This window comes from Kitasatospora sp. NPDC029367 (assembly GCF_055569135.1).
Map to the genome: position 1 here is coordinate 64903 of NZ_JBVHYH010000008.1, position 26386 is coordinate 91288.

22 protein-coding genes are annotated in these 26386 nt (G+C 73.8%); 13 read left to right on the plus strand and 9 right to left on the minus strand.

Going from position 1 to position 26386, the window contains the following annotated elements; genetic code table 11:
• Position 1: 1 nt before the first annotated feature.
• Entirely contained in the window at positions 2 to 661 is a 660-nt protein-coding gene (locus ACZ4W5_RS07175; RefSeq protein WP_360227531.1) for a response regulator transcription factor, read from the minus strand.
• A 426-nt stretch (positions 662 to 1087) separates the two neighbouring features.
• On the opposite strand from ACZ4W5_RS07175, the gene pdhA reads away from it, so the two are divergent.
• From pdhA to ACZ4W5_RS07190, 3 genes are read left to right on the plus strand one after another with little or no spacing between them, the layout of a single operon-like run.
• Positions 1088 to 2242, plus strand: a complete 1155-nt coding sequence (gene pdhA, locus ACZ4W5_RS07180) for a pyruvate dehydrogenase (acetyl-transferring) E1 component subunit alpha (protein ID WP_360227528.1) — start codon at positions 1088 to 1090, stop codon at positions 2240 to 2242.
• The gene (locus ACZ4W5_RS07185) at positions 2242 to 3213 is read left to right on the plus strand and encodes an alpha-ketoacid dehydrogenase subunit beta (RefSeq protein ID WP_360227525.1); all 972 of its coding nucleotides are present in this window, start codon (positions 2242 to 2244) and stop codon (positions 3211 to 3213) included. Before pdhA ends, ACZ4W5_RS07185 begins: the two co-directional genes overlap by 1 nt.
• A gap of 15 nt (positions 3214 to 3228) precedes the next feature.
• The gene (locus ACZ4W5_RS07190; RefSeq protein WP_465653466.1) at positions 3229 to 4701 is read left to right on the plus strand and encodes a dihydrolipoamide acetyltransferase family protein; all 1473 of its coding nucleotides are present in this window, start codon (positions 3229 to 3231) and stop codon (positions 4699 to 4701) included.
• Positions 4702 to 4781: 80 nt separating this feature from the next.
• On the opposite strand, the gene ACZ4W5_RS07195 is transcribed toward ACZ4W5_RS07190, so the two are convergent.
• The gene (locus ACZ4W5_RS07195; RefSeq protein ID WP_465653467.1) at positions 4782 to 5714 is read right to left on the minus strand and encodes an LAETG motif-containing sortase-dependent surface protein; all 933 of its coding nucleotides are present in this window, start codon (positions 5712 to 5714) and stop codon (positions 4782 to 4784) included.
• A 207-nt stretch (positions 5715 to 5921) separates the two neighbouring features.
• On the opposite strand from ACZ4W5_RS07195, the gene ACZ4W5_RS07200 reads away from it, so the two are divergent.
• From ACZ4W5_RS07200 to ACZ4W5_RS07210, 3 genes are all read left to right on the plus strand, one after another.
• Positions 5922 to 7151 (plus strand): benzoate/H(+) symporter BenE family transporter, encoded by a 1230-nt coding sequence (locus ACZ4W5_RS07200; RefSeq protein ID WP_465653468.1) that lies wholly within the window; start codon positions 5922 to 5924, stop codon positions 7149 to 7151.
• A 194-nt stretch (positions 7152 to 7345) separates the two neighbouring features.
• Positions 7346 to 8578: a M64 family metallopeptidase gene (locus tag ACZ4W5_RS07205; protein WP_465653469.1), complete on the plus strand. Its 1233-nt coding sequence runs from the start codon at positions 7346 to 7348 to the stop codon at positions 8576 to 8578.
• A gap of 131 nt (positions 8579 to 8709) precedes the next feature.
• Positions 8710 to 10047, plus strand: a complete 1338-nt coding sequence (locus ACZ4W5_RS07210) for an MFS transporter (protein ID WP_465653470.1) — start codon at positions 8710 to 8712, stop codon at positions 10045 to 10047.
• Between the two features lie 59 nt (positions 10048 to 10106).
• Here the strand turns inward: ACZ4W5_RS07210 and ACZ4W5_RS07215 are convergent, their stop codons facing one another.
• Entirely contained in the window at positions 10107 to 10934 is an 828-nt protein-coding gene (locus ACZ4W5_RS07215; RefSeq protein WP_465653471.1) for a BRO-N domain-containing protein, read from the minus strand.
• Between the two features lie 177 nt (positions 10935 to 11111).
• On the minus strand, positions 11112 to 11933 hold the full coding sequence (locus tag ACZ4W5_RS07220) for a maleylpyruvate isomerase family mycothiol-dependent enzyme (protein ID WP_360227504.1): 822 nt from the start codon (positions 11931 to 11933) through the stop codon (positions 11112 to 11114).
• Between the two features lie 173 nt (positions 11934 to 12106).
• Here ACZ4W5_RS07220 and ACZ4W5_RS07225 point away from each other — a divergent pair, with 173 nt between their 5' ends.
• From ACZ4W5_RS07225 to ACZ4W5_RS07235, 3 genes are all read left to right on the plus strand, one after another.
• Complete coding sequence (locus tag ACZ4W5_RS07225; RefSeq protein ID WP_360227501.1) at positions 12107 to 12904, plus strand: carbon-nitrogen family hydrolase; 798 nt, start codon at positions 12107 to 12109, stop codon at positions 12902 to 12904.
• A gap of 147 nt (positions 12905 to 13051) precedes the next feature.
• Positions 13052 to 14122 (plus strand): GntR family transcriptional regulator, encoded by a 1071-nt coding sequence (locus tag ACZ4W5_RS07230; protein WP_465653472.1) that lies wholly within the window; start codon positions 13052 to 13054, stop codon positions 14120 to 14122.
• A gap of 112 nt (positions 14123 to 14234) precedes the next feature.
• Entirely contained in the window at positions 14235 to 14882 is a 648-nt protein-coding gene (locus ACZ4W5_RS07235; RefSeq protein ID WP_360227495.1) for a hypothetical protein, read from the plus strand.
• A 61-nt stretch (positions 14883 to 14943) separates the two neighbouring features.
• Here ACZ4W5_RS07235 and ACZ4W5_RS07240 read toward each other — a convergent pair whose 3' ends face one another.
• Positions 14944 to 15729, minus strand: a complete 786-nt coding sequence (locus ACZ4W5_RS07240) for an SLATT domain-containing protein (RefSeq protein ID WP_360227492.1) — start codon at positions 15727 to 15729, stop codon at positions 14944 to 14946.
• Positions 15730 to 16095: 366 nt separating this feature from the next.
• On the opposite strand from ACZ4W5_RS07240, the gene purD reads away from it, so the two are divergent.
• From purD to ACZ4W5_RS07260, 4 genes are all read left to right on the plus strand, one after another.
• A complete protein-coding gene (gene purD / locus ACZ4W5_RS07245; RefSeq protein WP_465653473.1) occupies positions 16096 to 17343 on the plus strand; it encodes a phosphoribosylamine--glycine ligase in 1248 nt (415 codons plus the stop codon).
• Positions 17344 to 18009: 666 nt separating this feature from the next.
• Positions 18010 to 19590, plus strand: coding sequence for a hypothetical protein (locus ACZ4W5_RS07250; RefSeq protein WP_465653474.1), 1581 nt, complete (start codon positions 18010 to 18012; stop codon positions 19588 to 19590).
• A gap of 235 nt (positions 19591 to 19825) precedes the next feature.
• On the plus strand, positions 19826 to 21364 hold the full coding sequence (locus ACZ4W5_RS07255) for a N,N-dimethylformamidase beta subunit family domain-containing protein (protein WP_360227483.1): 1539 nt from the start codon (positions 19826 to 19828) through the stop codon (positions 21362 to 21364).
• Between the two features lie 111 nt (positions 21365 to 21475).
• Positions 21476 to 22375 carry a phosphoribosylaminoimidazolesuccinocarboxamide synthase gene (locus tag ACZ4W5_RS07260; protein WP_465653475.1) on the plus strand — a complete coding sequence of 300 codons (900 nt, stop codon included), beginning with the start codon at positions 21476 to 21478 and terminating at the stop codon, positions 22373 to 22375.
• Between the two features lie 31 nt (positions 22376 to 22406).
• Here ACZ4W5_RS07260 and ACZ4W5_RS07265 read toward each other — a convergent pair whose 3' ends face one another.
• The 4 genes from ACZ4W5_RS07265 to ACZ4W5_RS07280 all read right to left on the minus strand — a co-directional run bounded on the left by ACZ4W5_RS07265 (position 22407) and on the right by ACZ4W5_RS07280 (position 26291).
• Positions 22407 to 23027, minus strand: coding sequence for a response regulator transcription factor (locus ACZ4W5_RS07265; protein ID WP_360227477.1), 621 nt, complete (start codon positions 23025 to 23027; stop codon positions 22407 to 22409).
• Between the two features lie 96 nt (positions 23028 to 23123).
• On the minus strand, positions 23124 to 24350 hold the full coding sequence (locus tag ACZ4W5_RS07270) for a sensor histidine kinase (protein ID WP_465653476.1): 1227 nt from the start codon (positions 24348 to 24350) through the stop codon (positions 23124 to 23126).
• 91 nt (positions 24351 to 24441) lie between these two features.
• Positions 24442 to 25269, minus strand: a complete 828-nt coding sequence (locus ACZ4W5_RS07275; protein WP_465653477.1) for an ABC transporter permease — start codon at positions 25267 to 25269, stop codon at positions 24442 to 24444.
• Positions 25266 to 26291, minus strand: coding sequence for an ABC transporter ATP-binding protein (locus ACZ4W5_RS07280; RefSeq protein WP_465653478.1), 1026 nt, complete (start codon positions 26289 to 26291; stop codon positions 25266 to 25268). Before ACZ4W5_RS07280 ends, ACZ4W5_RS07275 begins: the two co-directional genes overlap by 4 nt.
• Positions 26292 to 26386: the final 95 nt, after the last annotated feature.

Here is a 26386-nt window from a genome sequence, read left to right on the forward strand (position 1 = left end):
ATCAGTACTGATGATCGGCCTGGTGCCGCGCCACGTACGCCGCCGCCTGGGTGCGTCGCTCCATGCCCATCTTGGCGAGCAGACTGGAGACGTAGTTCTTCACCGTCTTCTCGGCCAGGTGCAACTCGTTGCCGATCTGACGGTTGGTCATCCCCTCGCCGATCAGATCGAGGATCCGCCGCTCCTGCTTGGTGAGTTGGGCCAGCCGCTCGTCCTCCTTCCCGCCGCCGTCGCGCAGCCGGGCGAGCACCCGGCTGGTGGCGACCGGGTCGAGCAGGGAGCGGCCGGCCGCGACGTCCCGGACGGCGGTGATCAGGTCGGTGCCGCGGATCGCCTTCAGGACGTAGCCGGAGGCGCCGGCCATGATCGAGTCGAACAGCGCCTCGTCGTCGGAGAACGAGGTCAGCATCAGGCACTTGATCCCGGGCAGCCGGGACCGGATCTCGCGGCAGACCTCGACCCCGTTGCCGTCCGGCAGCCGGACGTCGAGCACCGCGACGTCGGGGTGGACCGCGGGGATCCGGGTGAGCGCCTCGGCGGCCGTGCCGGCCTCGCCGACGATCTCGATGTCGTCCTCGACCGACAGCAGGTCGTGCACGCCCCGTCGGACGACCTCGTGGTCGTCGAGCAGGAACACCCTGATTTGTCCGTTATCAGTCACGCCCAAAGCCTCCCATATCACCGTACAAAAGGCCTATCGTCCCCAGTGCCGTAAAGGCGTGATCCAGCCACACCCGACCGAAACCGATACCGAGAACCCCCTTACGCACGGGCTTCCGCCCGGATAACGTGCGCTGGTGTCCTGAAGGCGCTCGAATTGAGAGCTGCGTCACGCCGACCGTCACCCCCACCCTTCCGACGGCGAGCCGGACGCGGCACCCTCGGGGTTGTAGGCCCTGAACAAGTAGGACGTCCTAGCGCAAGCGCGCCAAGGGCGGACGCTGGGTAACGTTCTCGTGAGGGACGCCGTCGGAACAGGATCACCACCTGCCACGCAGTAGGTGCGCACACCCACGCGCGCCCCGCGAGGCGGTGACCGGACCGGTCACCGGCGACCCCGGGCGGCCGGACAGACCGAGGAGTGAACGTGACCGTCAAAAGCACGGCGAGGACCCGCAAGAAGGCGGCTCCCGCTGTTCCTGACACCCTCCGCGCCACGGGGACGGACGCCCAGCCGGAGCTCGTCCAGCTGCTCACGCCGGAAGGCGAGCGGGTCGAGCACCCGGACTACCCCCTCACCACCACCCCCGAGGAGCTTCGCTCCCTCTACCGCGACCTGGTGCTGGTGCGCCGGTTCGACGGCGAGGCGACCTCGCTCCAGCGCCAGGGCGAGCTGGGCCTGTGGGCCTCGCTGCTCGGCCAGGAGGCCGCCCAGGTCGGTTCCGGCCGGGCCATGCGCCCCGGTGACTACGCCTTCCCGACCTACCGCGAGCACGGCGTCGCCTGGTGCCGCGACGTCGACCCGCTGAACCTGCTCGGCATGTTCCGCGGCGTGAACCACGGCGGCTGGGACCCGAACGAGAAGAACTTCCACCTCTACACCATCGTGATCGGCGCGCAGACCCTGCACGCCACCGGCTACGCGATGGGCATCACCAAGGACGGCACCGACGACGCGGTGATCGCGTACTTCGGCGACGGCGCGTCCAGCCAGGGCGACGTCAACGAGGCCTTCACCTTCGCCTCGGTCTACAACTCGCCGGTGGTCTTCTTCTGCCAGAACAACCAGTGGGCGATCTCCGAGCCCACCACCACCCAGACCAGGATCCCGCTGTACCGCCGCGCCTCCGGCTTCGGCTTCCCCGGCGTCCGGGTCGACGGCAACGACGTGCTGGCCTGCCTCGCGGTCACCCGCTGGGCGCTCGACCACGCCCGCAGCGGCAACGGCCCGGTGCTGATCGAGGCCTTCACCTACCGGATGGGCGCGCACACCACCTCCGACGACCCCACCCGCTACCGGGCCACCGAGGAGACCGAGGCCTGGAAGGCCAAGGACCCGATCCTGCGGCTGCGCACCCTCCTGGAGAAGGAGGGCCTGGCGGACGAGGAGTTCTTCGCCTCCGTCGACGCCGAGAGCGAGCAGCTGGGGCTGCGGGTGCGCGAGGGCGTGCGCAGCATGCCGGACCCGGACCCGACGCTGATCTTCGACCACGTGTACAGCGAGCCGCACGCGCTGGTCGATCAGGAACGGGCCGAATACGTCGAGTACGCGGCCTCCTTCGAGGCGGGGGAGAACCACTGATGGCCGGTCAGAGCATCGCCAAGGCGCTCAACGACGCGCTGCGCAAGTCGCTGGAGAACGACCCGAAGACCGTCCTGATGGGCGAGGACATCGGCAAGCTCGGCGGCGTCTTCCGGATCACCGACGGCCTGCAGAAGGACTTCGGCGAGGACCGGGTGATCGACACCCCGCTGGCCGAGTCCGGCATCATGGGCACCGCGATCGGCCTCGCGCTGCGCGGCTACCGCCCCGTCGTGGAGATCCAGTTCGACGGCTTCGTCTACCCGGCCTTCGACCAGATCGTCTCCCAGCTGGCGAAGATGCACGCCCGCGCGCTCGGGCACGTCAAGATGCCGGTCACCGTCCGCATCCCCTACGCAGGTGGCATCGGCGCGGTCGAGCACCACAGCGAGTCGCACGAGGCGTACTTCGCGCACACCGCCGGTCTGCGGGTGGTCACCCCGTCCAACGCGCACGACGCCCACTGGATGCTGCGGCAGGCCATCGAGTCCGACGACCCGGTCATCTTCCTGGAGCCCAAGCGGCGTTACTGGGACAAGGGCGAGGTCGGCGCCGCCGCCGACCTGGGGCTGCACCAGGCCCGGATCGTCCGCCCCGGCACCGACGCGACGCTGATCGCGTACGGCCCGATGGTCAAGGTCTGCCTGGAGGCCGCCGCGGCCGCCGAGGAGGACGGCCGCCGACTGGAGGTCGTCGACCTGCGCTCGCTCTCCCCGGTGGACTTCGCCGCCCTGGAGGAGTCGGTCAAGCGCACCGGGCGGGCCGTCGTGGTGCACGAGGCCCCGGTCTTCCTGGGCATGGGCGCCGAGCTGGCCGCCCGGCTCACCGAGCGGTGCTTCTACCACCTGGAGGCACCGGTCCTGCGGGTCGGCGGCTACTACGCGCCGTACCCGCCGTCCCGCGTCGAGGAGGCCTTCCTCCCCGACCTGGACCGCGTGCTCGACGCCGTCGACCGCGCGCTCGCGTACTGATACCGGGGAGCGTAGATGACCACCGAAGTTCGCTCGCTCCGCGAGTTCAAGATGCCCGACGTGGGCGAGGGCCTCACCGAGGCCGAGATCCTCAGCTGGTACGTCAAGCCCGGTGACACCGTCACCGACGGGCAGGTCGTGTGCGAGGTGGAGACCGCCAAGGCGGCGGTGGAGCTGCCGATCCCGTTCAACGGGGTCGTCGAGCAGCTCTTCTTCCCCGAGGGCGCGACGGTCGACGTCGGCACCGTGATCATCTCGGTGGCGGTCGCCGGGGAGGCGGGGGCCGCTCCGGCCGCCGTGCCCGCGCCCGTGCCCGCGCCCGCGCCCGCTGTCGCCGCGGCTGCGGAGCCGGCCGCCGAGGCCGAGCCGGAGCGGCGGGAGGTGCTGGTCGGGTACGGCCCGCGCACCGGCACCGCCCAGCGCCGAGCCCGGCGGACCGGTACGGCCAGCGGTACGGCCACTGGTACGGCCGCTGGTACGGCGAAGGCCGCGGCTCCGGCTGCTCCGGTCCTTCCGGCTGCCGCCCCGGTTCCGGCCGCTCCGGCCGCGCCCGTCGAACTGCCCGCCGGTGAGCGGCCGTTGGCGAAGCCGCCGGTACGCAAGCTGGCCAAGGACCTGGGCATCGACCTGCGGTCCGTCACCCCGACCGGCGTGGGCGGGGTGATCACCCGCGATGACCTGCACGCCCACGCCGCGGCCCAGGCCGCTCCGGCCGTCCCGGCCGTCGAGCCGGTCGTGGCCGAGGCCGTCGAGGCCGTGGCGGCTCCGGTGCCGGTGTCCGGTTCGGGCGACGTCCGGGTGCCGATCAAGGGCGTCCGCAAGGCGACCGCGCAGGCGATGGTGGCCTCGGCCTTCACCGCCCCGCACGTCACCGAGTTCGTCCAGGTCGACGTGACCCGCACGATGAAGTTCGTCCGCAAGCTCAAGGAGAGCGGCGAACTGGGCCGCGACGTCCGGGTCAGCCCGCTGCTGCTGGTCGCCAAGGCGCTGCTGGTGGCGATCAAGCGGCACCCGGAGATCAACGCCCAGTGGGACGAGGCGGCCCAGGAGATCGTGGTCAAGGGCCAGGTGAACCTCGGCATCGCCGCGGCCACCCCGCGCGGCCTGATCGTCCCGAACATCAAGGACGCCGGGTCCAAGACCCTTTCCGGCCTGGCGACTTCGCTCGGCGAGCTGGTCGAGACCGCCCGCCAGGGCAAGACCTCGCCGGCCGACATGCAGGGCGGCACGGTCACCATCACCAACGTCGGCGTCTTCGGCGTCGACACCGGCACCCCGATTCTCAACCCGGGCGAGGCGGCCATCCTCGCCTTCGGCGCGGTCCGGGAACTGCCGTGGGTGCACAAGGGCAAGGTGGTCCCGCGCCAGGTCACCACGCTCGCGCTCTCCTTCGACCACCGCCTGGTGGACGGGGAGTTGGGCTCCCGGGTGCTGGCCGACGTGGCCGGGCTGCTGGAGTTCCCGAAGCGCCTGATCACCTGGGGCTGACGCCCCCGGAGACATGACGAAGGGGCCCTGCTCCGCACCGCCGTGCGGACCAGGGCCCCTTCGTCGTACCTGCCCGGCGACTACCGCTGGCGGCGGAGGCGCCGGACGGCGAGCAGGACACCGCCGCCGATCGCGAGCAGCACGGCGGAGGAGGTGGCGAGGAAGGCGTTGGTGGAGGAGGCGCCGGTGTGGGCGAGCTCCGGGGTGCCGGCGGGCGCGGTGGTGGCCGGTGCGGCGGACGGGGTGGCGGTGGGGGCCTTGGCGGGCTCGGTGGCCTTGGCGGGGGTGCGGTCGGCGGCCGGCTCGGCCAGGGCGGCGGGCCTGGCCTCCTTGGTCGGCGCGGGCTTCGGCTTGGCCGGGGCGGTGGGCCCGGTGGTCTCGGCGGAGGCCTGGCGTACGACCTTGACCGTCGTCATGGCACCCGAGAAGTTGGCGCCGGCGCCGAACACCTGGAGTTCCTTGACGTCCTTGGGGGCGTCGGCCGAGATCGAGACCCGGAACAGGTAGCGGCGGGCGTGGCCGACCGTGAGCGGCTCGGCGACGGACTCCAGCCCGGTGGCGTGGATGGCCGGGTCGCAGCCGCCCGCCATGGTCAGGTGCTTCCACTGGCCGTGGTCCATGACGTCCACGCTGACCTGGGACGGCTTGGGGGTGGCGCCGCTCGGGTTGAAGAGCCCGAAGCCGGCAACGGCCTTGTGGAAGTCGGCCTTGCTGAAGTTCGCGATCTCCACCCCGAACTCGGCCTTGGGGCCGCCGATGGTGATCGTGGTCGGGATGGGGCTGATGAACGCGGACTTCGCACCGGGGCCGTGCAGGTCGAAGTCGTTGTCCTGGGCGACCTCCTGGGAGACCGGGGCGGTGGCGACGCCGTCCCCGCAGGCCCAGCCGGTGTCGGCGGCGATGAACTGGACGCCGCCGGCGAGGACGGTGGTGGCGGCGAGGACGGCGATGCGGCGGCGGCCGGAGAAGGCGCGGTCGTTCTTCGCAAAACGGTTGATAACGGACGTACGCATGACGTGACTCCCCAAGGTCATGAGCCTGACGGTGTGTTGGATGAAGACGACCGGCTCCGCTCCTGGTGAGCGGAAGCGCCCCCCGGCTCCGCCGGTCTCGCTCTCCGTGCCTTCACCCTGATAGACGTCCATCCCCGCCGGGGGTTGCAGGTGGATCGAAAAGTTTTTTCGGCGGCTCCCGCAGGGCGGTTTCGGGATACTGCCGGAATGACGGATGAGCTGACGATTCGACCGGAACAGACGGCGGCCGGGGGCGGCGAACGTCGGTCGCTGCGGCGGGACGTGTCGGTGCCGGCTTTGCTGGCGGGGCTGGTCTGCGTCGCGGTGTCGTTCTCCGGGCCGCTGGTGGTCGTGCTCGCGGCGGCTGCCGCCGGGCGGCTGGACCCGGCGCACACCAGCTCCTGGATCTGGGCGGTGGCGATCGGCAGCGGGGTGAGCGGCTTCGCGCTCAGCTGGTGGACCAGGACGCCGGTGATCACCGCCTGGTCCACCCCGGGGGCGGCGCTGCTGGTGACCAGCCTGGGCCACTACCCGTACCGGGAGGCGATCGGGGCGTTCCTGGTGAGCGCGGCCGTGGTGGCGCTGTTCGGGGTGACCGGGTGGTTCGGCCGGCTGATCGCGGCGGTGCCGGTGGGGATCGTGAACGCGATGCTCGCGGGCATCCTGTTCTCCTTCGGCGCCGGCATCTTCGGTGCCGTGCACGGCGCTCCGGTGCTGGTGGTGGGCAGCTTCGCGGCCTTCCTGCTGGCCAAGCGGTTCACGCCGCGGTACGCCGTGCTGATCGCGCTGGTGGTCGGCGGGGTGCTGGCGGCACTCACCGTCGGGCTGCCGCTGCACCTGGGCTCGGGCGGTCCGACCGTGCCGGTGCTGACCGCGCCGGCGTTCTCCTGGTCGGCCCTGGTGGGGCTGGCGCTGCCGCTCACCATCGTCACCCTGGCCTCGCAGAACGCGCCCGGACTCGGGGTGATGCGGGCCTTCGGCTACCGGGCCGACGACCGGCTGCTGATCGGTGCGACCGGGGCGATGTCGGCGCTGGTGGCGCCGTTCGGCTCGCCGGGGGTGAACCTGGCGGCCATCACGGCGGCGATCTGCTCCGGCCCGGAGGCCCACCCGGACCCGCGCCGCCGGTACGTCGCGGGGATGTCCTCGGGCGTGCTGTACGTGCTGGTGGGCAGCTTCGGCGGGGTGCTGGTGAGCCTGTTCACCGGGCTGCCGAAGGAGCTGATCGCGGTGATCGCCGGGGTCGCGCTGCTGGCCTCGCTGCAGGGCAGCCTGGCGGCGGCGGTCTCGGCGGAGCGCGGGCGGGACGCGGCGGTGGTGACCTTCCTGGCGAGCGCCTCGGGGATGAGCCTGTTCGGCATCGGCTCGGCCTTCTGGGGGCTGCTCTTCGGGCTCGGGACACACCTGGTGCTGGAACTGGGCGGGCGCGCCCGGTGAACCCTGCGGGAGGCCCGTCGGGAGCCCGGGGGGTGAGCCCCCGAGATTCATTGGTATGACAGGTACAACGGGAATCGTTCGGCCAGGTCGGTGACATTTTCTTCGGCCGGTGGGGGCGACACGCCGGTGCGGGTACGTCTCCGCTCCACCACCCGGGCGACACCGGGTGACCGGAGCCCCGAGGACGCACCCGTATGCCTGCTGGCAACCCTGGCCGTCTCGTCCGGAGTCTGGCCGCCCTCGTACTGGTGTCCACCGCCGTACTCCCGGCCGCCCTGGAACTCGTCGGCCCCTCGCCGTTCGGCGTGATCGGGGCGGGCGCCCCCGTCGACCGGGCGGTCCCTCCGCACACCGCCCTCCGCGCCGACCAGCGGACGCTCGCGGCCGCCCCGACCTTCGACATACGCCGCACCGGGGACCCGGCCAACCGGATCACCCTGGTCCTGCTCGGCGACGGCTACACGGCGGACGAGCAGGAGACGTTCCGGCAGCAGGCCGACAAGGCCTGGCACGCGCTGATGGACATCGAGCCGTTCCGCACCTACCAGGGGTTCTTCAACATACGTCGGGTCGAGGTGGTCTCCCCGACCTCCGGGATAGCCGAGACCGAGAGCCGCGGCCGCCACCCCACCACCCCGCTGGGCATGCACTTCTGGTGCGAGGGGACCGCCCGGCTGCTCTGCGCCGACGAGGGCGCCACCGCCCGCTACGCCGGGGACAGCACCGGCCCGCAGTACCTGATCGCGCTGGCCAACTCGGTCGAGTACGGCGGCGCCGGGGGCACCGGGGTGACCACCCTGGCCGGGGGCAGCCCGGACGCCGGGCGGATCATCCAGCACGAGATCGGCCACACCGTGGGGGACCTCGGCGACGAGTACGACAGCGCCCCGGACGACGCCGGCTACCCGAACCTCTCCACCCTCAACGCCGAGGACATGCTCAAGAAGCAGACCAAGTGGTGGCGCTGGCTGGGTGCCGTCTCGCCGGACGGCGCCGGCGTCGTCGGGGCGTACCGCAGCGCCAACGGCCTCTACCGGCCCACCCCCGACTCCGTGATGCGCACCCTGGGCAGTGCCTACAACCTGCCCTCCCGCGAGGCGATCGTCGAGGAGCTGTACCGCAAGGTCCGGCCGACCGACGCCCCCTCGCCGCCGCCCGGCGAGGTCGCCGGGCTCCCCCGGCTGGACGTCCGGCCGCTGCCGCTGACCGGCGCCCGGCAGCTGACGGTGGACTGGAAGGTGGACGGCGCCCCGGCCGCCCCGCAGGCCGTGGACGGGGGCCGGCTGGACACCGCGCTGCTGGGCCTCCCCCCGGGCCGGACGGCGACCGTGACGGCGACCGTCCGGGACACCACGGACTGGGTGCGGGACGAGGCCTTCCGGGACCGCTACATGACCCGGTCGGTGTCCTGGACGGTCACCGGCTGAGAGTCGGCGGGTTGCCGGCCGGTCGCCGGCCGAGGGGCGGACGAGGGGCGGACGGTCGCCGGCCGGGGTTCGCGAGCTCACACCGCAGGGAGCTGGGCGTCCAATCATGGGATGACTAGTCTGGACGGACTATGACCGTGGAGCCCGCTCGTTCAGCCGCGTCCCTGTCCGTCCCCGCTCCTCGATCCGCCGTCGAGCCGCCGGCGGCCGGGGCCCCCGTACCGCCCGGCGGCCGCGCGGCCTGGCTGGCCTGGTCCGTCGGCGTCAGCGTCTACGTCCTGGCCGTCATCCACCGCACCAGCCTCGGCGTGGCCGGACTGGACGCCGCCGAGCGCTTCGGCATCGGTGCCTCGGCGCTGTCCACCTTCTCGATCCTCCAGGTGCTGGTCTACGCGGCCATGCAGGTCCCGGTCGGCCTGCTGGTCGACCGGTTCGGGCCGCGCCGGGTGCTGCTGCTCGGCGTGCTGCTGCTGAGCACCGGCCAGCTCGCCTTCGCGTTCAGCTCCTCCTTCGCCCCGGCGCTGGCCTCCCGGGCGGTGCTCGGCTGCGGCGACGCGATGACCTTCATCAGCGTGCTGCGGATCGCCGCCCGGTGGTTCCCGGCGGCGAAGAACCCGTTCGTCGCCCAGCTGACCGGCCTCGCCGGGATGGGCGGCAACCTGGTCACCACCGTGGTGCTCGCCCAGGCGCTGCACAGCGAGGGCTGGACGCCCACCTTCACCGCGATCGCGCTGCTCGGCGTGGCGGTGTTCGCCCTGGTCGCGCTCTTCCTCAGGGACGCGCCCGCGGTCGTACGACCGGTCGAGCAGCCGGCCGCCCGCCCGAAGGTCCGACGGCAGATCCAGGACTGCTGGCGGGAGCCGGGCACCCGGCTGGGCCTGTGGATCCACTTCACCACCCAGTTCCCCGGCAACGCCTTCGGCCTGCTCTGGGGCATGCCCTACCTGATCGAGGCCCAGGGCATGTCCCGGGGTGAGGCCGGCGGGCTGCTGACCCTGCTGGTGCTCTCCAACATGTCCTTCGGCTTCCTCTTCGGCCGACTGCTCTCCCGCTCCGCCCGGGCCCGGATGCCCATCGTGCTCACCGTCGTCGCCACCACCGCGTCCGGTTGGGCGCTGGTGCTCGCCTGGCCCGGCGGGCACCCGCCGATGTGGCTGCTGATCGGGATCATCCTGGTGATGGGCAGCAACGGCCCCGCCTCACTGGTCGGCCTGGACTACGCCCGCACCCGCAACCCGGCCGAACGGCTCGGCACCGCCTCCGGGATCGTCAACATGGGCGGCTTCATCGGCACGATGATCACCCTGTTCGGCATCGGCGTGCTCCTGGACGCCCTCTCCCCGTCCGGCACCGGCGCCTACTCGGCCGACGCCTTCCGCTGGGCCTTCTGCTGGCAGTACGTGCCGCTGGCGCTGGGGACGGCGATGATCCTGCGGCTGCGCCGCAGGCTTGCGGCGACGGATGCGTAGGGTTTCCGACCTGCGGGGATGCCGCTAACCATCGCCGAAAGCGATGGTTAGCGGCGGGATCAGCGGCCGTACTCCCTCATCAGCTCGGCGATCTGCGGCGCGGTTCCGTAGATCCGGGCACCGTGCATCTCCACGGTCAGGGTTCCTTGCCGTGGCACTCGGCTGGGTTGGGGCTTCGCCGCTTTCCGCAGGCGGATCAGGTCCACCAGCTTCAGCTTCGGGCACCCCGGGACGATCCGGCTGCCCCGGATGCCGACCCGCTCCCCGCCGGGGCAGGCGAAGTACGCGCCGAACGGCGGCCCGCTGTCCTCCTCCCGGCCCGGCAGGTGGAGCACCATCTCCCCGTGCCGGCAGTGGACCGTCCCGTCCGAGTGGACGGTCAGACCGGGCCAGTCCTCGTGCTCGATCTCCGCGACGATCCGCACCTGTTGCCCGATCGCCTCGGCCAGGGTCTCCGCCATCCGCCGCTGCTGGGTCGGGACGTCGGTGTCGCCCCGTCGGACGGAGGGGAGCAACTCCTCGGTGACCCAGTCCCTGAACGGTTTGGAAGACGTCTTGTTGGACCTCATCAGCAGCGAGTAGAGGCCCGCTTCGCTCACCACGCGCAGGAATGGATTCCCACGGCCGTACAGTTTCTGACCTGCGGAGTTGTCGTAACCATCGCCGTTGGCGATGGTTACCGCCCGCATGTCGACGGTGCGGTGCTGGCGAGTCTCCAGCCTCTTGAGGGCGTCGGCTGGGTTCTTTCGGCCCAGCACCGCACACACGTCCGCCGTGACGAACCACGGCTTCCCGTCGATCATCACGACGCGGATCGGCTGCCCGGTGACCGGGAAGCTCGACCGCACCAGCACCATCTGTTCCTGCTGTTCCTGTTCGTCGCCCATGCGGACGCCCCTCCTTCTTCCGGGTGATGGCAGTGCTGCCCGGTGAAACGAGGCCAAACAGGTGAGGTTGCTGGTGATGGATTGACGCATGGGTGCACGAGTGGTGCCGACCCGGCGCACGGTCGTGCGTGTACGCCGGGTGGTGCGCGCCGGTTGGGCCGGGTGCGCCGATGGGCGTCAGATGGTGACGGCGAAGTTGGCCAGCACCCGCTCGGCCAGCTCCTTGTCGCCCTCGACGCTCACCGGCCCGGGTCGGCCGCGGCCGCAGGCGAGGCGGACGTAGGTCTCCCAGTCCATGGTGAGCTGGACGTCGGGGGCCAGGCTGATCGACTCGTCCACGCTGCCGCGCCCGGTGGCGTCCACCCGGACGGTGCGCAGGAACTCCACCGGGCCGGTCACGTCCAGCACCAGGGCCGTCCCGGCCGGGGCGCCGGCGGTGTGGGCGACGGCCTTGGGCAGCAGCTCCAGCAGCACGTCCCGGGCGATCAGGGCGCCGGGGGAGTCCAGGTTGCCGGGGGTGTCGAGGGCCCGGCGCAGGTCCTGCTCGTGCACCCACACGTCGAAGGCCCGCATCCGCAGCAGCTGGTGGTACGGCACGTCCGTGGCCAGCGGGCCGGCCGGCCAGCGGACCGGCTCCCCGGGCGTCTGCTTGGCGTTCCGCAGCGCGCGGGAGCGGCGGATGATCGTGTACTCCAGCTCGCTGGTCATCTCCAGCGCGGTGTGGCACCGGCGCTTGTCGACGGGCAGTTCGACGTAGCGGGCGAATTCGGTGGTCACGTGGCGAAGGTCACGCGGCAGCGAGTGGATCGGGCGGGGGTCGCCGAGCAGCTCGGACTCGACCGCGATCACGTGCGAGACGACGTCCCGGACCGACCAGCCGGGGCACTCGGTGGCCCGGTTCCAGGAGCCTTCGGGGAGGGGGGCGACCAGCTCCGATATGGACTCGATGCTCTGGGTCCACGCCTCCGTGTAAGCCTGCACGGTCTGGTTGTCCGTCACGGGAATCTCCGGCCCTCCGTCAGCTTTCCTACGCTCGGCGCCCGGCCGTCGCGGTCGGCCGGGATGGTCCGGCTTCCGGGCGCGCACGCTAACCGCACGTTACGCTGCCGGGAGACAGCTGGGCAGCGCTTTCGGGTGACGATCGTAGGTCTCTTGCCGTGGACGGTGGTACTGTGCGCGCTTCATTGATCCAACTCGCGGTCTCCGACGCCGAGCCGGCCGCCGAACGGCGGGCCCGGGCCGCGTCGTTGGTACGGGCCCAGCAGGGCGCCGACCTGGTGGTCCTGCCGGAGTTGTGGCCGCTCGGCGGCTTCGCCCACGACCTCTGGTCGGAGGGTGCCGAGACGCTCGACGGGCCCACCTCGGACGCGATGGCGGCCGCCGCCCGGGCCGCCGGGGTCTGGCTGCACGCCGGTTCGATCGTCGAACGCGACCCGGACGGTCCGATCTACAACACCTCGATGCTGTTCGCCCCGGACGGCGAGCTGGTGCACACCTACCGCAAGATCCACCGCTTCGGCTTCGACAGCGGCGAGGCGGTGGTGATGGGCGCCGGGCAGGAGATCGTCACCGCGCCCACCGAGTTCGGCACCCTGGGCCTGGCCACCTGCTACGACCTGCGCTTCCCGGAGCTGTTCCGGGCCCTGCTGGACGCCGGGGCCCAGCTGCTGGTGGTCCCGGCGGCCTGGCCGGCCAAGCGGCGCGAGCACTGGACGCTGCTGGCCCGGGCCCGGGCGGTGGAGGAGCAGGCCTTCGTGCTGGCCTGCAACACCGCCGGGACGCACGCCGGGGTCGAGCAGGCCGGGCACAGCATCGTGGTGGACCCGTGGGGCCGGGTGCTGGCCGAGGCCGGGGCGGCCGAGGAGGTGCTGACCGTCGAGTTCGACCCGGCCGAGGTGGGTCGGGCGCGCGAGGAGTTCCCGGTGCTGCGGGACCGCCTGCTCGGCATCCCGGCGCCGGTCCAGCGGTAGGCACGGGCGGGGGCACGGAGTCCGGGAGGGTTGGTTCGTACCTGCTCCGGGTCCGTTTGAGAAGATGAGCACTCGTCGTGTTCCCCGCCGCCGGTCGGCCGGTCCGTCGCGGGTCGGTACGGTGGCCCGCCCCAGGAGGTCGCGCGCATGTCCGGCACCGGCGCCGGCGACACCCCCCGCCCCGTCATCCAGCGCAACAGCCTGCGCGAGCAGATCGCCGGTGCGCTCCGCGAGGAGATGATGGCCGGCCGGCTGGAGGCAGGCCGCAACTTCACCGTCAAGGAGATCGCCGAGCTGTACGGCGTCTCCGCGACCCCGGCCCGCGAGGCGCTGGTCGACCTCGGCGCCAAGGGGCTGCTGCGGACCGAGCACCACCGCGGCTTCACGGTGCCGGAGCTGGGCTGGGAGGACTTCCTGGAGATCTTCGAGGCCAGGGTGCTGCTCACCGACAGCTTCTACCGCCAGTTCGCCACCCGCCGGTCCCTGCCCGACCTCACCCGGCTGCCCTCGCTGAGCCGCCGGGCCGACGCGGCGGTGCGGGCCGCCCGGGCCGGGAACCTGGACGTGATGGTGGGCTGCGACCGCCGGTTCTGGCAGGAGGTCTCCGCCCTGCTCGGCAACCGCCGGATCGCGGAGTACCTGGACTGGCTGCGGGTGCAGTCCTGGATGTTCGCCGCGCGCTACCTGCGGGCGATGCCCACCCTGGGCGGGGTCTGCTGGGACCGCCACCCGGACCTGGTCGAGGCGATCGGGGCCCACGACCTGCACGGGGCGCACCGGATCATCTGCGAGTACAACCTGTTCACCGTCCGGCTGCTGGCCGGGCTGGCCGGGCGGCCGCTGGAGTCGGTGACGGTGCTCGGGCTGCTCACCGAGGTCGCGGACGGCGAGCCGCTGCCCGTCCCGGTGGAGCCGCCCGCGCCGCAGTCGGCGTGGCACCGGTCCCACCGCCTCCCGGCGGACCGGCCGGCGGACCGGCCGGCGCCGGACCCCGCGCCGGAGCCCGGGGCTGCGCCGGAGCCCGGGGCGGCCCGGGGCGGGCGGCCCCGACGGGGTGACGAGGTCGGCCGTGAACTGGGCCGTGAGCTGGGACTCGGCCTCGGTCTGGTGCCGCAACCGCGCTGGGTGCCGCACACCAGGTTCGGCCGGCGGCTGCCCGAGTCGCCCCCCGAGACTCCGCAGGGACGGCCCGGTCCGCGCCCGGCCCCGGGCCGGTAGGGTGGGCGGGCGTCGGACCGGCCGCCCGCACGGGCCGTCCGGGTACCGACCCCGCCCCCGTCGTCGCCCCGCCCCGCGGGCGATCCCGCCGTCCGGAGAGGAACTGCCGGCCATGGCCTGCGACCTCTGGCTCGTCCCGCTGGTGGACGTGCTGAGCCACAGCCCCGACAACCCCTTCCGGGACGACCTCGCGCTCTACAACGCGGTGCTCACCTCGCGCGGCCTGCCCGAAGTGCCGGTCTACCAGTTCGTCCCCGGGCTGAGCGGGGCGGTCGAGCCGATAGCCGCCTTCGACTACGACTCGCTGCACTTCCTGCGCCGCGCCTACCTGTTGGGCCTCACCGGCCTGGACATCACCCCGGTCGACGCGCTCGGCAGCGACTACGAGCAACTGCTGGAGATGTTCGAGAGCAGTGCCGAACAGTCGCACCTGGTCTGGCACTTCGACCACGCCGGCGCCTACGTGCCGATCGAGTTCCAGGCCCCGCTGGTGGACGAGACGCTGCTCGCCGCCGGCGGCCCGCTCGGCTCCAGCCACGGACTGCTGCGCGAACTGCAGGCCGTGGCACCGGCCCTGGGGATCGACCCGCTCAACCCGCCGAGCCCGACCCGACCGCTCGGCCCGACCGGCCTGGAGCAGCCGTTCGGGCCGCCGATCGACGACCTGCACCCCTTCGCCCGGGAGCGGCACGCGTGGTCGGGCCTGTACGCGGCGGCGACCCGGAGCCTCGGCCAGGGCTCGATGATCGTCTTCGCGTAACGCCCGGGCACCGCCTGTGCCTTCGCCCGGGCCCCAGGGCCGAGGCCCCAGGCCCGTCCGGCTAGCGCAGCGGTCCCTCCGGCGGCCGCTGCCGCGGCATGGTGGGCCTCGTCCCCGGCGGCGGCAGCACCCGCACCTGGGCGCCCACCCCGGGTTCGGTGCGGCCGCCCCAGGCCCCCGCGGACTGGGTGGGCAGCTGGGTCATCGAGGCGCGGAACTCCAGCATCCACTCCGAGGTCTCCGTGCGGACCATGTCCGAGACGTCCTCGCAGAACCGGCGCAGCACGCCCAGGCAGCGCTCGGCGGCCTCGCCCGCGGTGCCCTCGGTCGGGCCGAGCACCTCGCGCACGCACTCCGACGCCCAGTCGAACTGGAAGGCCTCCAGGCGGCGTTGCAGCGCCTGCGCGGTGGAGACGTCCCGCATCCAGCCGGAGGTGAGGCCGAAGACCCGGTCGGCGCCGTAGCAGGCGGCGGAGAGCGCGAAGGCCACGTAGCCCCAGGCGGTGCCGTGGGCGAGCGTGCCGGTGAGGCCCACCAGCGGGGCGGTCACCCCGCCCGCCGCGAAGCCGGCCGACCCGAAGCGCAGCAGGCGCGCCCAGCGGCGCTTCCAGATCCGGTCCCGGCGGTACCACTCGATCGCCTCGACCGCCCGCTCCTCGGACCAGCGGTAGAGCTCCTCCAGCCGCTCCGCGGGCTCGCCCCAGTCCCCGAGCGGGAACTGGCGGGCGCTCAGATCGGTCCGGTACCGGGTAGAGGCCCGCCGGGCCACGGCTGCGGCGGGCTGGTCCTCCTCACCGATGTCCTTGCCCCAGGCACTCTCCTCGGGCTGCATTTCCGGCTGGCTCACCTGTGGGGCTCCCTGTGGCGGGCGGGCGGCATGGTCTGTCGGCGCATCGGCTGACGCGACGTCCGCCGGTGGTTGTCCAACAGCACTTCTTACCGCCAAATGGCTGACCGCGGGGCGCTTCCCCGGTGATCGTTACCGGTTTCGGCCACCGGAACGCGAGGTGGGGCGGTTGCGGGGCCCGACGAGATTTCACCCGTCCGAGCGAGGCGCCGGTGACCCGCCGTCCTGACCCGGACACCCGGAGCGCATCCGAGCCGGTCCGGTTTGGAGGATCCTCCTAGCTCATCGGTGTACGGACCGCTTCTCCTGGAGGATCCGACGGGACCGGAGAGCGGCCGGAACAGGCCACCGACTACGCTGCCAGGCGTGAAGGTCCTCGTCATCGGCGGCGGCGCCCGCGAACACGCCCTGTGCCGCTCCCTGTCCCAAGATCCCTCCGTGACCGAGCTGCACTGTGCCCCGGGCAACGCCGGGATCGCCCAGGTGGCGACGGTCCACCCCATCGACCAGTCGGACGGCGCCCAGGTCGCCGCCCTCGCCGCGGAACTCGGCGCCGACCTCGTGGTGGTCGGCCCCGAGGCCCCGCTGGTGGCCGGCGTCGCCGACGCCGTCCGCGCGGCCGGCATCCCGGTCTTCGGTCCCTCCGCCGCGGCCGCGCAGCTGGAGGGCTCCAAGGCCTTCGCCAAGGACGTGATGGCCGGCGCCGGCGTGCCCACCGCCCGCTCGTACGTCTGCACCACCGCCGAGGAGGCCGCCGAGGCGCTGGACGCCTTCGGGGCCCCCTACGTGGTCAAGGACGACGGCCTGGCGGCCGGCAAGGGCGTGGTGGTCACCTCCGACCGCGCGGCCGCGCTGGCGCACGCCGCCTCCTGCGAGCGCGTGGTCATCGAGGAGTACCTCGACGGGCCCGAGGTCTCGCTGTTCGCCGTCACCGACGGCACCACCGTGCTGCCGCTGCAGCCCGCGCAGGACTTCAAGCGCGCGCTGGACGGCGACGAGGGCCCCAACACCGGCGGCATGGGCGCCTACTCGCCGCTGCCCTGGGCGCCCGCCGGGCTGGTCCAGGAGGTCCTGGACACCGTCCTGCAGCCGACCGTGGACGAGCTGCGCCGCCGCGGCACCGAGTTCTCCGGTCTGCTCTACGCGGGCCTGGCGCTCACCTCGCGCGGCACCCGGGTGATCGAGTTCAACGCCCGCTTCGGCGACCCGGAGACCCAGGTCGTGCTGGCCCGGCTGCGCACCCCGCTGGCCGGCGTCCTGTTCGCCTCCGCCACCGGCACTTTGGACCAGCTGGAGCCGCTGCGCTGGGACGAGGGGGCGGCCGTCACCGTGGTCGTCGCCTCCGAGGGCTACCCGGCCGCGCCGCGCACCGGCGACCCGATCGAGGGCCTCGCCGAGGCCGAGGCGGACGGCACCGCGTACGTGCTGCACGCCGGGACGAAGGCGGACGGGGACGGCCGGGTGCTCAGCGCCGGCGGCCGCGTGCTGTCGGTCACCGCGACCGGCGCCGACCTGGCCGAGGCGCGCGACCGCGCGTACGCGGCCGTGGACAAGATCTCCCTCAAGGGCGGCCAGCACCGCACCGACATCGCGCTCAAGGCGGCCAACGGCTGACGCCACCGCGACCCCGGCGGCCCCCGTGCGAACCCCTCGCACGGGGGCCGCGGCCATGACGCGGCCATGACGCGGCGCGCGGGCGCGCCGGGCTCCGGCGGTGGGCGGGCGCCGGAGAGCAGCGGAACAACCCGCAGGGCGCAGCGCCTGCGGCGTTTCCGGGGTCGGAGCGGTTCCGGGGCCCGACGCACCGATCGGCGGGCGGATTCCAGCCCATCGGGTGACACCACCCGCATCCGGCTGACGTAACCGGGCGCCCGGCCTTATGGTGCGCTGGATCGCCGTGCGACGGTGCCGTGCGCCGGGGTCGCCGCCGGGTGGCGGCGCGCCCGCGGGGGGATGCTGGACGGCGATCGGCCGGGTGGTCGCCCGGTGCTCCGTACCGGACCGGTAGCGGCCTCCGGGCGGCGTCGCCGGACCGACGGCGGCGTCACCGGGACGACCGGGCGGCGTCACCGGGACGACCGGGCGGTGTCACCGGGACGAGTGGAAACCTGGGCGATCCGGAACGCCCGCCCGGACCGGGGCGTCGAAAGTGTCAGTAGCGCCACACAGCATGCACTGCCGGGATCGGACGCCTCCGCTTCCCGGTCGGAACTGATCGTTTCGAGTCGTCTCAGGGCCCGTGGCGGGTGCCCGAGGGCTCCGAAGGGGGTGCCGCACCGTATGGCCGTCGACACCGCGCGCGCTCACGCCCAAGCGGTCCTGCGGATCCGGGGCCTCGCCCTGGCCGCGGCCGTCCTGCCCTCCGCCGTGGCGGTGGTCCTGCTCGCGGGCCGGTTCACCGGCCGGATCGGGGCCGCCGGCTCCGCCGACGCCGCCGGCTGGGACGCCGTCCGGTGGGTGGTCTGCGCGGTCGCCGCGCTGACCCTGCTGGTGGCCGGGCTGACCGCCCGGGCGCTGCGCCGGGCCGTCCCCCCGCAGATCCCGGCGGTGCCGGTCGAGCGGGCCGGCGCCCCCGAGCTGTACCGGCTGATCGCCGAACTGGCCGAGCGGCTGGACGTCCCGGCCCCGTCCGCGGTGGCGCTCACCCCGGACTGCGACAGCTGGCTGGAGGACGTGGCCCCGCCGCGCCGCCCCCACCCGCTGCGGCCGCACCCCGAGCCCGCCGCGCCGGTCCTGGTGATCGGCTCGCCGTTCCTGTGGTGGATGCGGTCCGGCGAGCTGCGCGCCCTGCTCGCCCCCGTGGTGGCCGGCACCGCGGCCTCCGCCGACCCCGAGATCGCCGCCGCCCGCCGCTTCCTGCGCGCCCTGGACGCCTGTCTGGACTCCGGTCCGGCCGCGGCCCCCGGGCTCGGCGGCGGCACCCTGACCGTCCCGCCGGCCCCGCCCCGCCGGGGCCCGGCCCGGCTCGCCGACCGGATCACCCGGCGGATCACCCGCCGGCTGCTGAGCGCCTGCCGCGGCCACTCCGCCGAGCTGGAGCGGTCCGTCGCGAGCTGGGCCTCCGAGCAGGCCAGGACGGTCGACTACGGCCTGCGGATCGCCGCCCAGGAGCAGGTCGGCCTGGCCTACGCCGGCTGGGACCGGCTGCTCACCCGGGTCGCGCTGCCCGCCTGGCGGCTCGGCCGCCACCCCGCGCACCTGAACGCCGGCGTGGTCGCCGCGCTCACCGAGCTGTCCCGCCGCGACCGGCTGGCCGACGGCTACGGCAACCGGCTCGGCGACCGCCCCGCCTGCGACCTGCTGGAGGAGCCCGGCGCGGTGGACCGCGCGGTCTCCCGGCTGGCCGCCGAGCTGTTCTTCGGCCGCCCGGCGGCCGGGGCCTGGCACGAGCTGGAGTGGGCCGAGTACCCGGCCGAGGTGGTGGACGCCGGCTGGCGGGCCCGGGCCGCCGCCCTGCAGTCCGCCCTGGACCGGCTCGCCCCGCAGTCCCGCCCGGGCGCCCCGACCCTCACCCGGCTGCTGCTCCGGCTCGCCGAGGGCGACGGCGAGCAGCTGGCCGCCGCCCTGGCCGCCCAGCTCGCCCGCACCACCACCCCGGCCCCGCTGCTGGAGCCCGACCGCACCGGCCGCGACCTGTTGGTCGACCACGTCACCGCGATGGTCTGCTGCGCCGCCGTGGACACCGCGGGCGGCGCGCCCGGCCTGGACTGGCTGGACGGCCCGGTGCTGCTGCTCGGCGGGGTCCGCCGCACCGACCTGGCCGGCCCGGTCGCCCAGGCGGTGGAGCAGGGCCAGGACGGGCCGCTGCGCGCCTGGCTGGACGCCGCCGAGGTGCGCCTGGAGAAGCCCGTCCGCCTCTGAGGTCCTGGCCGCCCCGGCCGCCCCGGGCGGCGCTCGGCACCCCGGCACGCGCCCCCGGGGGCCCCGGCCGCCGGCCGTCTCCGCAGGCCGGAGGCCCCGTCCCGGCGGAGCGGAAGATTCCCGACACCAATTGCTACCGTGGGGTGACGGAGCGCCAGCACTGTGTGGTGTATTAGACCGCACGCACATCCGGGGGGCACGTGCCACCGGACGGAAGTGCACCTGGGAGGGGCGCGTGGGGACCGAACTCAACCGCCGCTGGGAGTCGGGCACGCACGCTTACAGCGTCTCCGACCCCTTCGGCCAGGGCCCGCTGCCCTGGCTGCGCAGCCCCGACCAGTACCTCGCCGGGGCCGAGGGCGCCGTGCCCTGGTACGTCTCGGTGGACGCGCCCGGCCAGCAGCCGCTCTCGGCGGGGGTGCGGCCCAAGCCGCCGGTCGGCACCCCGCAGAGCGCCAACGACGTGGACCAGCAGATCAAGGGCTTCGCCTCGGCGGGGGTGATCCGCCCCGGCGGCTCGGTGGACTTCCGGGTCACCGTCAACCCGCCGCGCGAGTTCACCGTGGACGTCTACCGGATCGGCCACTACGGCGGCGACGGTGCCCGCCACATGACGTCCAGTCCGCTGATCGCCGGTCTGGCCCAGCCCGCGCCGCTGGTGGTCGAGCGGACGGTCTCCTGCCACCACTGGTGGCACTCCTGGCGGTTGCAGGTCCCGCTGCACTGGCAGCCCGGTGCGTACGTCGCCGTGCTGACCACCGCGGACATGCTGCACCGCAGCCACATCCCGTTCACCGTGCGGGACTTCGCCGACCAGGGGCGGACCGCCGAACTGCTCCTGGTGGTCCCGGACGTGACCTGGCAGGCGTACAACCTGTTCCCCGAGGACGGCCGGACCGGCGCCAGCCTCTACCACGCCTGGGACGGGCAGGGCGGCCTGGTCGGCGAGCCCGAGGCGGCCGTCACCGTCTCCTTCGACCGCCCGCACGCCACCGCCGGGCTGCCGCTGCACGTCGGCCACGCGTACGACTTCATCCGCTGGGCCGAGCGCTACGGCTACGACCTCTCCTACGCCACCGCGACCGACCTGCACGCCGGGCTGGTCGACCCGGGCGAGCACCGCGCGCTGGTCTTCCCCGGCCACGACGAGTACTGGTCCGAGCCGATGCGCCGGACCGCCGAGCGGGCCAGGGACGGCGGCACCTCGCTGGTCTTCCTGTCCGCCAACACCATGTACTGGCGGGTCGAGCTGACCGCCGCGGCCTCCGGCGAACCGAACCGGCTGCTCAACTGCCGCAAGCGGCAGAAGGTCGGGCCGGGCAGCCCGGCCGCCGGGGTGCCCGGCGCGGCCAGCGCGCTCTGGCGGGACGCCGGGGAGCCCGAGCAGCACCTGTTGGGGGTGCAGTACTCGGGCCGGGTCGCGGCGCCCGTCCCGCTGGTCGCCCGGCACACCGCGCACTGGCTCTGGGACGGCACCGGGCTGCAGGAGGGGGACGAGCTGCCCGGCCTGGTCGCGGGGGAGGCCGACCGGTACTACCCGAAGGTCGCGCTGCCCGAGCACACCGAGCGGGTGCTGCTGGCCCACTCGCCGTACCGGGACCTGGCCGGCCGCACCCGCTACCAGGAGACCTCGCTGTACCGGGCGCCCAGCGGCGCGTACGTCTTCGCGGCCGGGACCTTCGCCTGGTCGCCCGCCCTCGGCCGCCCCGGACTCACCGACGAACGGGTCCAGCGCGCCACCGCCAACCTGCTGGACCGGCTCTGCAAGAACTGAGCCCCGGGCTCCCCGGGAGCCCGGGCGGGCGGGCGTGAAAGACTGCGGGGGCAGTGACCTCCCCTTTCGCGGTGCCCCACGCCCGTGAACGACCCCTGAGGACTGAACACCTTGAGCGGATTTGTCACCAAGCCCGAGCCGGTCCAGGTACCCGGCCTGGTCCACCTGCACACCGGCAAGGTGCGCGACCTGTACCGCACCGGGTCGGGCGAGCTGGTGATGGTGGCCAGCGACCGGATGTCCGCCCACGACTGGGTGCTGCCGAACGAGATCCCGGACAAGGGCCGGGTGCTCACCCAGCTCTCGCTCTGGTGGTTCGAGCGGATCGCCGACATCGTCCCCAACCACGTGATCTCCACCGAGGTCCCGGCCGGCGCCCCCGCCGACTGGAAGGGCCGCACGCTGATCTGCAAGAGCCTGGACATGATCCCGGTGGAGGCGGTCGCCCGCGGCTACCTGGCCGGCTCCGGCCTGACCGAGTACGAGGAGAGCCGGACGGTCTGCGGCATCGCCCTGCCGGAGGGCCTGGAGAACAGCTCCGAACTGCCCGCCCCGATCTACACCCCGGCGCTCAAGGCCGAGGTCGGCGAGCACGACGAGAACGTCCCCTACGAGGAGACCGCCCGCCGGATCGGCGCCGAGCTCGCCAACCAGGTGCGCCGCACCACCCTGGACGTCTACGCCCGGGCCCGGGACATCGCCCGCGACCGCGGCATCATCCTGGCCGACACCAAGTTCGAGTTCGGCCTGCTGGACGGCGAGCTGATCATCGGCGACGAGGTGCTCACCCCGGACTCCTCCCGCTACTGGCCGGCCGACGAGTACCAGCCGGGCCGCTCGCAGGCCTCCTTCGACAAGCAGCTGATCCGCGACTGGCTGGTCTCCCCGGCCTCCGGCTGGGACCGCTACAGCGAGCAGCCGCCGCCGGAGCTGCCCGCCGAGGTGGTCGAGCGGACCCGGGCCAAGTACATCGAGGTGTACGAGCGGCTGACCGGCACCAGCTGGGTCTGAGCCCCGCCGCCGCCCGCGGGCACGGGATCGGTCAGATCCAGCCGTGCTCGCGGGCGATCCGCACCGCCGCGTGCCGGTTCTCGGCGCCCAGCTTGGTGGCCGCCGAGGACAGGTAGTTGCGTACGGTGCCCTGGGACAGCCCGGCCCGCTGGGCGATCTCCGCGATCGGGGTGCCGTCCGCGGCCAGCTCCAGGACGTCCGTCTCGCGCGGGGTCAGCGGGGTCTCCCCGGCGCTGATCGCGTCCGCCGCCAGCTCCGGGTCCACGTACCGGCCGCCGGAGAGCACGGTGCGGATGATGCCGGCCAGGTCGGCCGCCGAGACGGTCTTCGGCAGGAAGCCGCGCACCCCGACTTCGAGCGCCCGCTTGAGGTAGCCGGGGCGGCCGTGGCCGGTGACGATCATGCAGCGGCAGTCCGGCAGCAGCCGGCGCAGCTCGGTGGCCACCTCGATGCCGTCCTTGCCCGGCATCTGGAGGTCCAGCACCGCGACGTCCGGCCGGTGCGTCCGGGCCATCGCCAGCGCCTCCGGGCCGGAGCCGGCCTGGGCGACCACCTCGATGTCGTCCTCCAGCGAGAGCAGCGCGGCCATGGCGCCGCGGATCAGGTGCTCGTCGTCGGCGAGCAGGACGCGCACGGGCGGGGTGTCGGTCATCGGACGGCCTTCCTCGGCAGCGGGATCCGCAGTGGCGGGCGGACCCCCGGGTGGCAGGGGATCCGCAGCGGCAGCGGATCCGCAGTGGCAGGGGGGTCAGAGCGGTACGGCGGCGAGCATCCGGAAGGTGCCCGGTACGGCCGCCGGGACGGTCAGTTCGCCGTCGTGGGCGGCCAGCCGCTCGCGCAGGCCGCGCAGCCCGGTGCCGGCCCCCTGGGAGGGCGACGGGACCTCCGGCACCCCGTCGTTCTCCAGTTCCAGCACCGCCCGGCCGTGCTCCCGCCGCAGCCGGATCCGGCAGTGGGCGGCCTCGCTGTGCCGCAGCACGTTGGTGGTGGCCTCGCGGATCACCCAGCCGAGCACCGACTGCACCGGCAGCGGCAGCCCGTCGGCGTTCTCGCCGAGGTCGATCTCGCAGGCGATGTCGGCGGAGCGCAGCACCGCCCGGGCGCCGATCGCCTCGGCGCGCAGGTCGGCGGTGCGGTAGCCGCGGACGACGTCCCGGACCTCCCGCTGCGACTCCTGGGCGATCCGCTGCACCTCGGACATCTGCTCGGCGGCCTCCGGGCGCCCGCGCCGGGCGAGTTGGACGGCGAGCTCGCTCTTCAACGCGATGGTGGTGAGGTTGCGCCCCATCACGTCGTGCAGGTCGCGGGAGAAGCGCAGCCGCTCCTCGGCGACGGCCAGCCGGGACTGCGCCTCGCGGGCGGCGTCCAGCTCCCAGACGACGGCGGTCACCCACGCGGCGCTGCGGCAACTGCCGATCAGGACGAGGGTGCCGAAGATCGCGCCGACCACCCAGCCCGTGGTGACGCCGGGGCCGATGCCGGCCAGCAGCATCGGAGGGGCGACCGCGAGCGGCGCGGCGGCCGCGCCGACGAAGGCCCAGCGCAACGGCAGGCTCACCCCGGCCGGTCCGGTGGCCCCGCCCACCAGGGCGGCGGCGATCACCATGGTGAACGGCGGGCCGGGGCGGGGCGACAGCCCGTCGGAGGACGGTCCGAGCAGCAGCAGGGCCCAGGAACCGGCCACCGCGAGGACGGCGTTGACGGTCAGCCAGCGGCGGTAGGTGCTGGGCCGCCCCAGGTAGTGGTCGAGGGAGGTGCGGTAGGCCCGGAGGGTGACCAGGATCGAGGCGAGGGACAGCACCAGGGCGGTCCGGGCGACGGAGGCCGAGTCCGCGATCTGTACCGAGGAGGCGCTGGCCAGCAGGTTCACCGGCAGCCCGATGCACGCCACCAGGTAGAGCGACCAGCGGAAGTACAGCTCGGCTCGTTGCGGCTTGCCGTAGCCCTTCCAGCGGCGGACCGGCCCCCGGACCATCGCAGTGCCCCCCGTCTGCTCACGATCGTGTCGCTGCCTTCATATCAGAGGTGGGCCGGGGACGGATCCTTCGGTTTGCCGTTCGCCCTGGTCAGCGGCGCGGTTCCCAGCGGAAGTGGCGGACCGCGCCCCAGATCGCGAGGCCCAGCCAGACCGTGCCGGTGACCAGGTGCGGGGCGGCCGCGCCCCAGCTGCCCAGGAAGTCGGTCGGGGCGGCCGAGCCGTCGGTGCCGAACCAGCCGACCCGGATCAGCTGGAAGGCCGGGGTGGTCGGCAGCAGTCGGCAGACGTCGGCCAGCTGGGAGGGCATGACCTCCAGCGGGACGAACAGGCCGGAGCCGAACTGCATGACCAGCATGACCGGCAGGGTGGTGATGCCCGCGCTCTCCACGGTCTTGGTGAAGGCGCTGGACAGCGCGGCCAGGGCGATCATGGTGGCCAGCGTGAGCACCAGGCCGACCAGCATCAGCAGCGGGTTGACCGGCACCGCCAGGTGCAGGCCCAGGCTGCCGCCGACCCCGATCAGGGCGGCCATCAGCAGGCCGAGGGCGAGGGAGGGGACGGCGGTGCCGAGCAGGATCTCCAGGTCCCGGGCCTCGCCGGTGCGCAGCCGCTTGAGCACCAGCTCGCCGCGCCGCCCGACGTACGCGGCGGTCAGGTTGTAGTACACGACGAAGGCCAGGACCATCCCGACCGAGCCGTAGACCAGCATCGAGTCGATGTCCAGGCCGGGGTTGTGCTCGGCCTGCTGCTTGAGGATCCCGCGCAGTGAGCCGATCAGCACCACCGGCAGCACCACGGCGGTGAACAGGGCGGTGCGGTTGCGCAGCAGCAGGGTGGCCTCGGCGCGGCCGAGGGCGAGCAGGCGGCCGGCGGTGGTGCTCGGGGCGCCCGTGGCGGTGGTGGCGGCGGTGGTCATCGGGCGGATCCGATCAGGCGGCGGCGGGCGGGACGGGAGGCGGCGGCGGGTCCGGAGGGCGGTGTGGTGCGCGGCGGGGCCTGGTGGGCGGCCTCGGAGGCGATGGCGAGGAAGGCCTCCTCCAGCGTGGCGCTGCGGGCGTCCAGGGCGCCGAGCGCGATCCCGTGGTGCCGGGCCCAGCCGAGCAGGTCGGTGAGGGTGTCCTGGAGGCCGGTGCTCTGCACGGTGACCTTGCGGCCGTCGACGGTGACCTCGGCGCCGGCCAGGACGGGCAGCGCGGCCCCGGTGTACTCGGGGAGCTCGAAGGTGATCCGGGAGGGCCGGTCGGCGATCACCTCGGCGACGGTGCCGGTGGTGACGACCCGGCCGCCGTGCATGATGGCCAGCCGGTCGGCGAGCTCCTCGGCCTCCTCCAGGTAGTGGGTGGTGAGCAGCACCGTGGTGCCCTGGGCGCGCAGTTCGCGGACCAGCCGCCAGACGGCGGCGCGCGCCTCCGGGTCGAGGCCGGTGCTCGGCTCGTCCAGGAACAGCACCTCGGGGCGGCCGAGCAGGGCCATCGCGAGGTCGAGCCGGCGCCGTTCGCCGCCGGACAGCTGCTTGACCCGGACGTCGGCGCGGTGGCCGAGGCCGACCAGCTCCAGCGCCTCCGCCACCGGGCGGGCGCCGCTGGTCATCCCGGCCCAGGTGCGGCCGGTCTCGGCGGCGGTGAGCTCGCCGGGGAACCCGCCCTCCTGGAGCATGATCCCGATCCGCGGCCGGACGGCGGCGCGCTCCACGAAGGGGTCGTGGCCGAGCACCCGGACGCTGCCGGCACCGGGGGCGGCCAGGCCCTCGATGACCTCCATGGTGGACGTCTTGCCGGCGCCGTTGGTGCCGAGCAGGGCGAACAGCTCACCGCGGCCGACGGTCAGGTCGACGCCGCGGACGGCGTGGTACTCGGCGGCGCCGGTGCCGTAGTGGCGGTGCAGGTCGGTGACCTCGATCACACTGTCGCCGGGGCGGGCGGGCTGGCTCTTCTCCATGCCCCCAGCCTTCCGCCGCCGGGGCCTCCCGGGCAGTGCGGGCCGTCATCGGTCCGCGGTGCGGATCCACGGGTAGGCGATGACAAATGTCATGG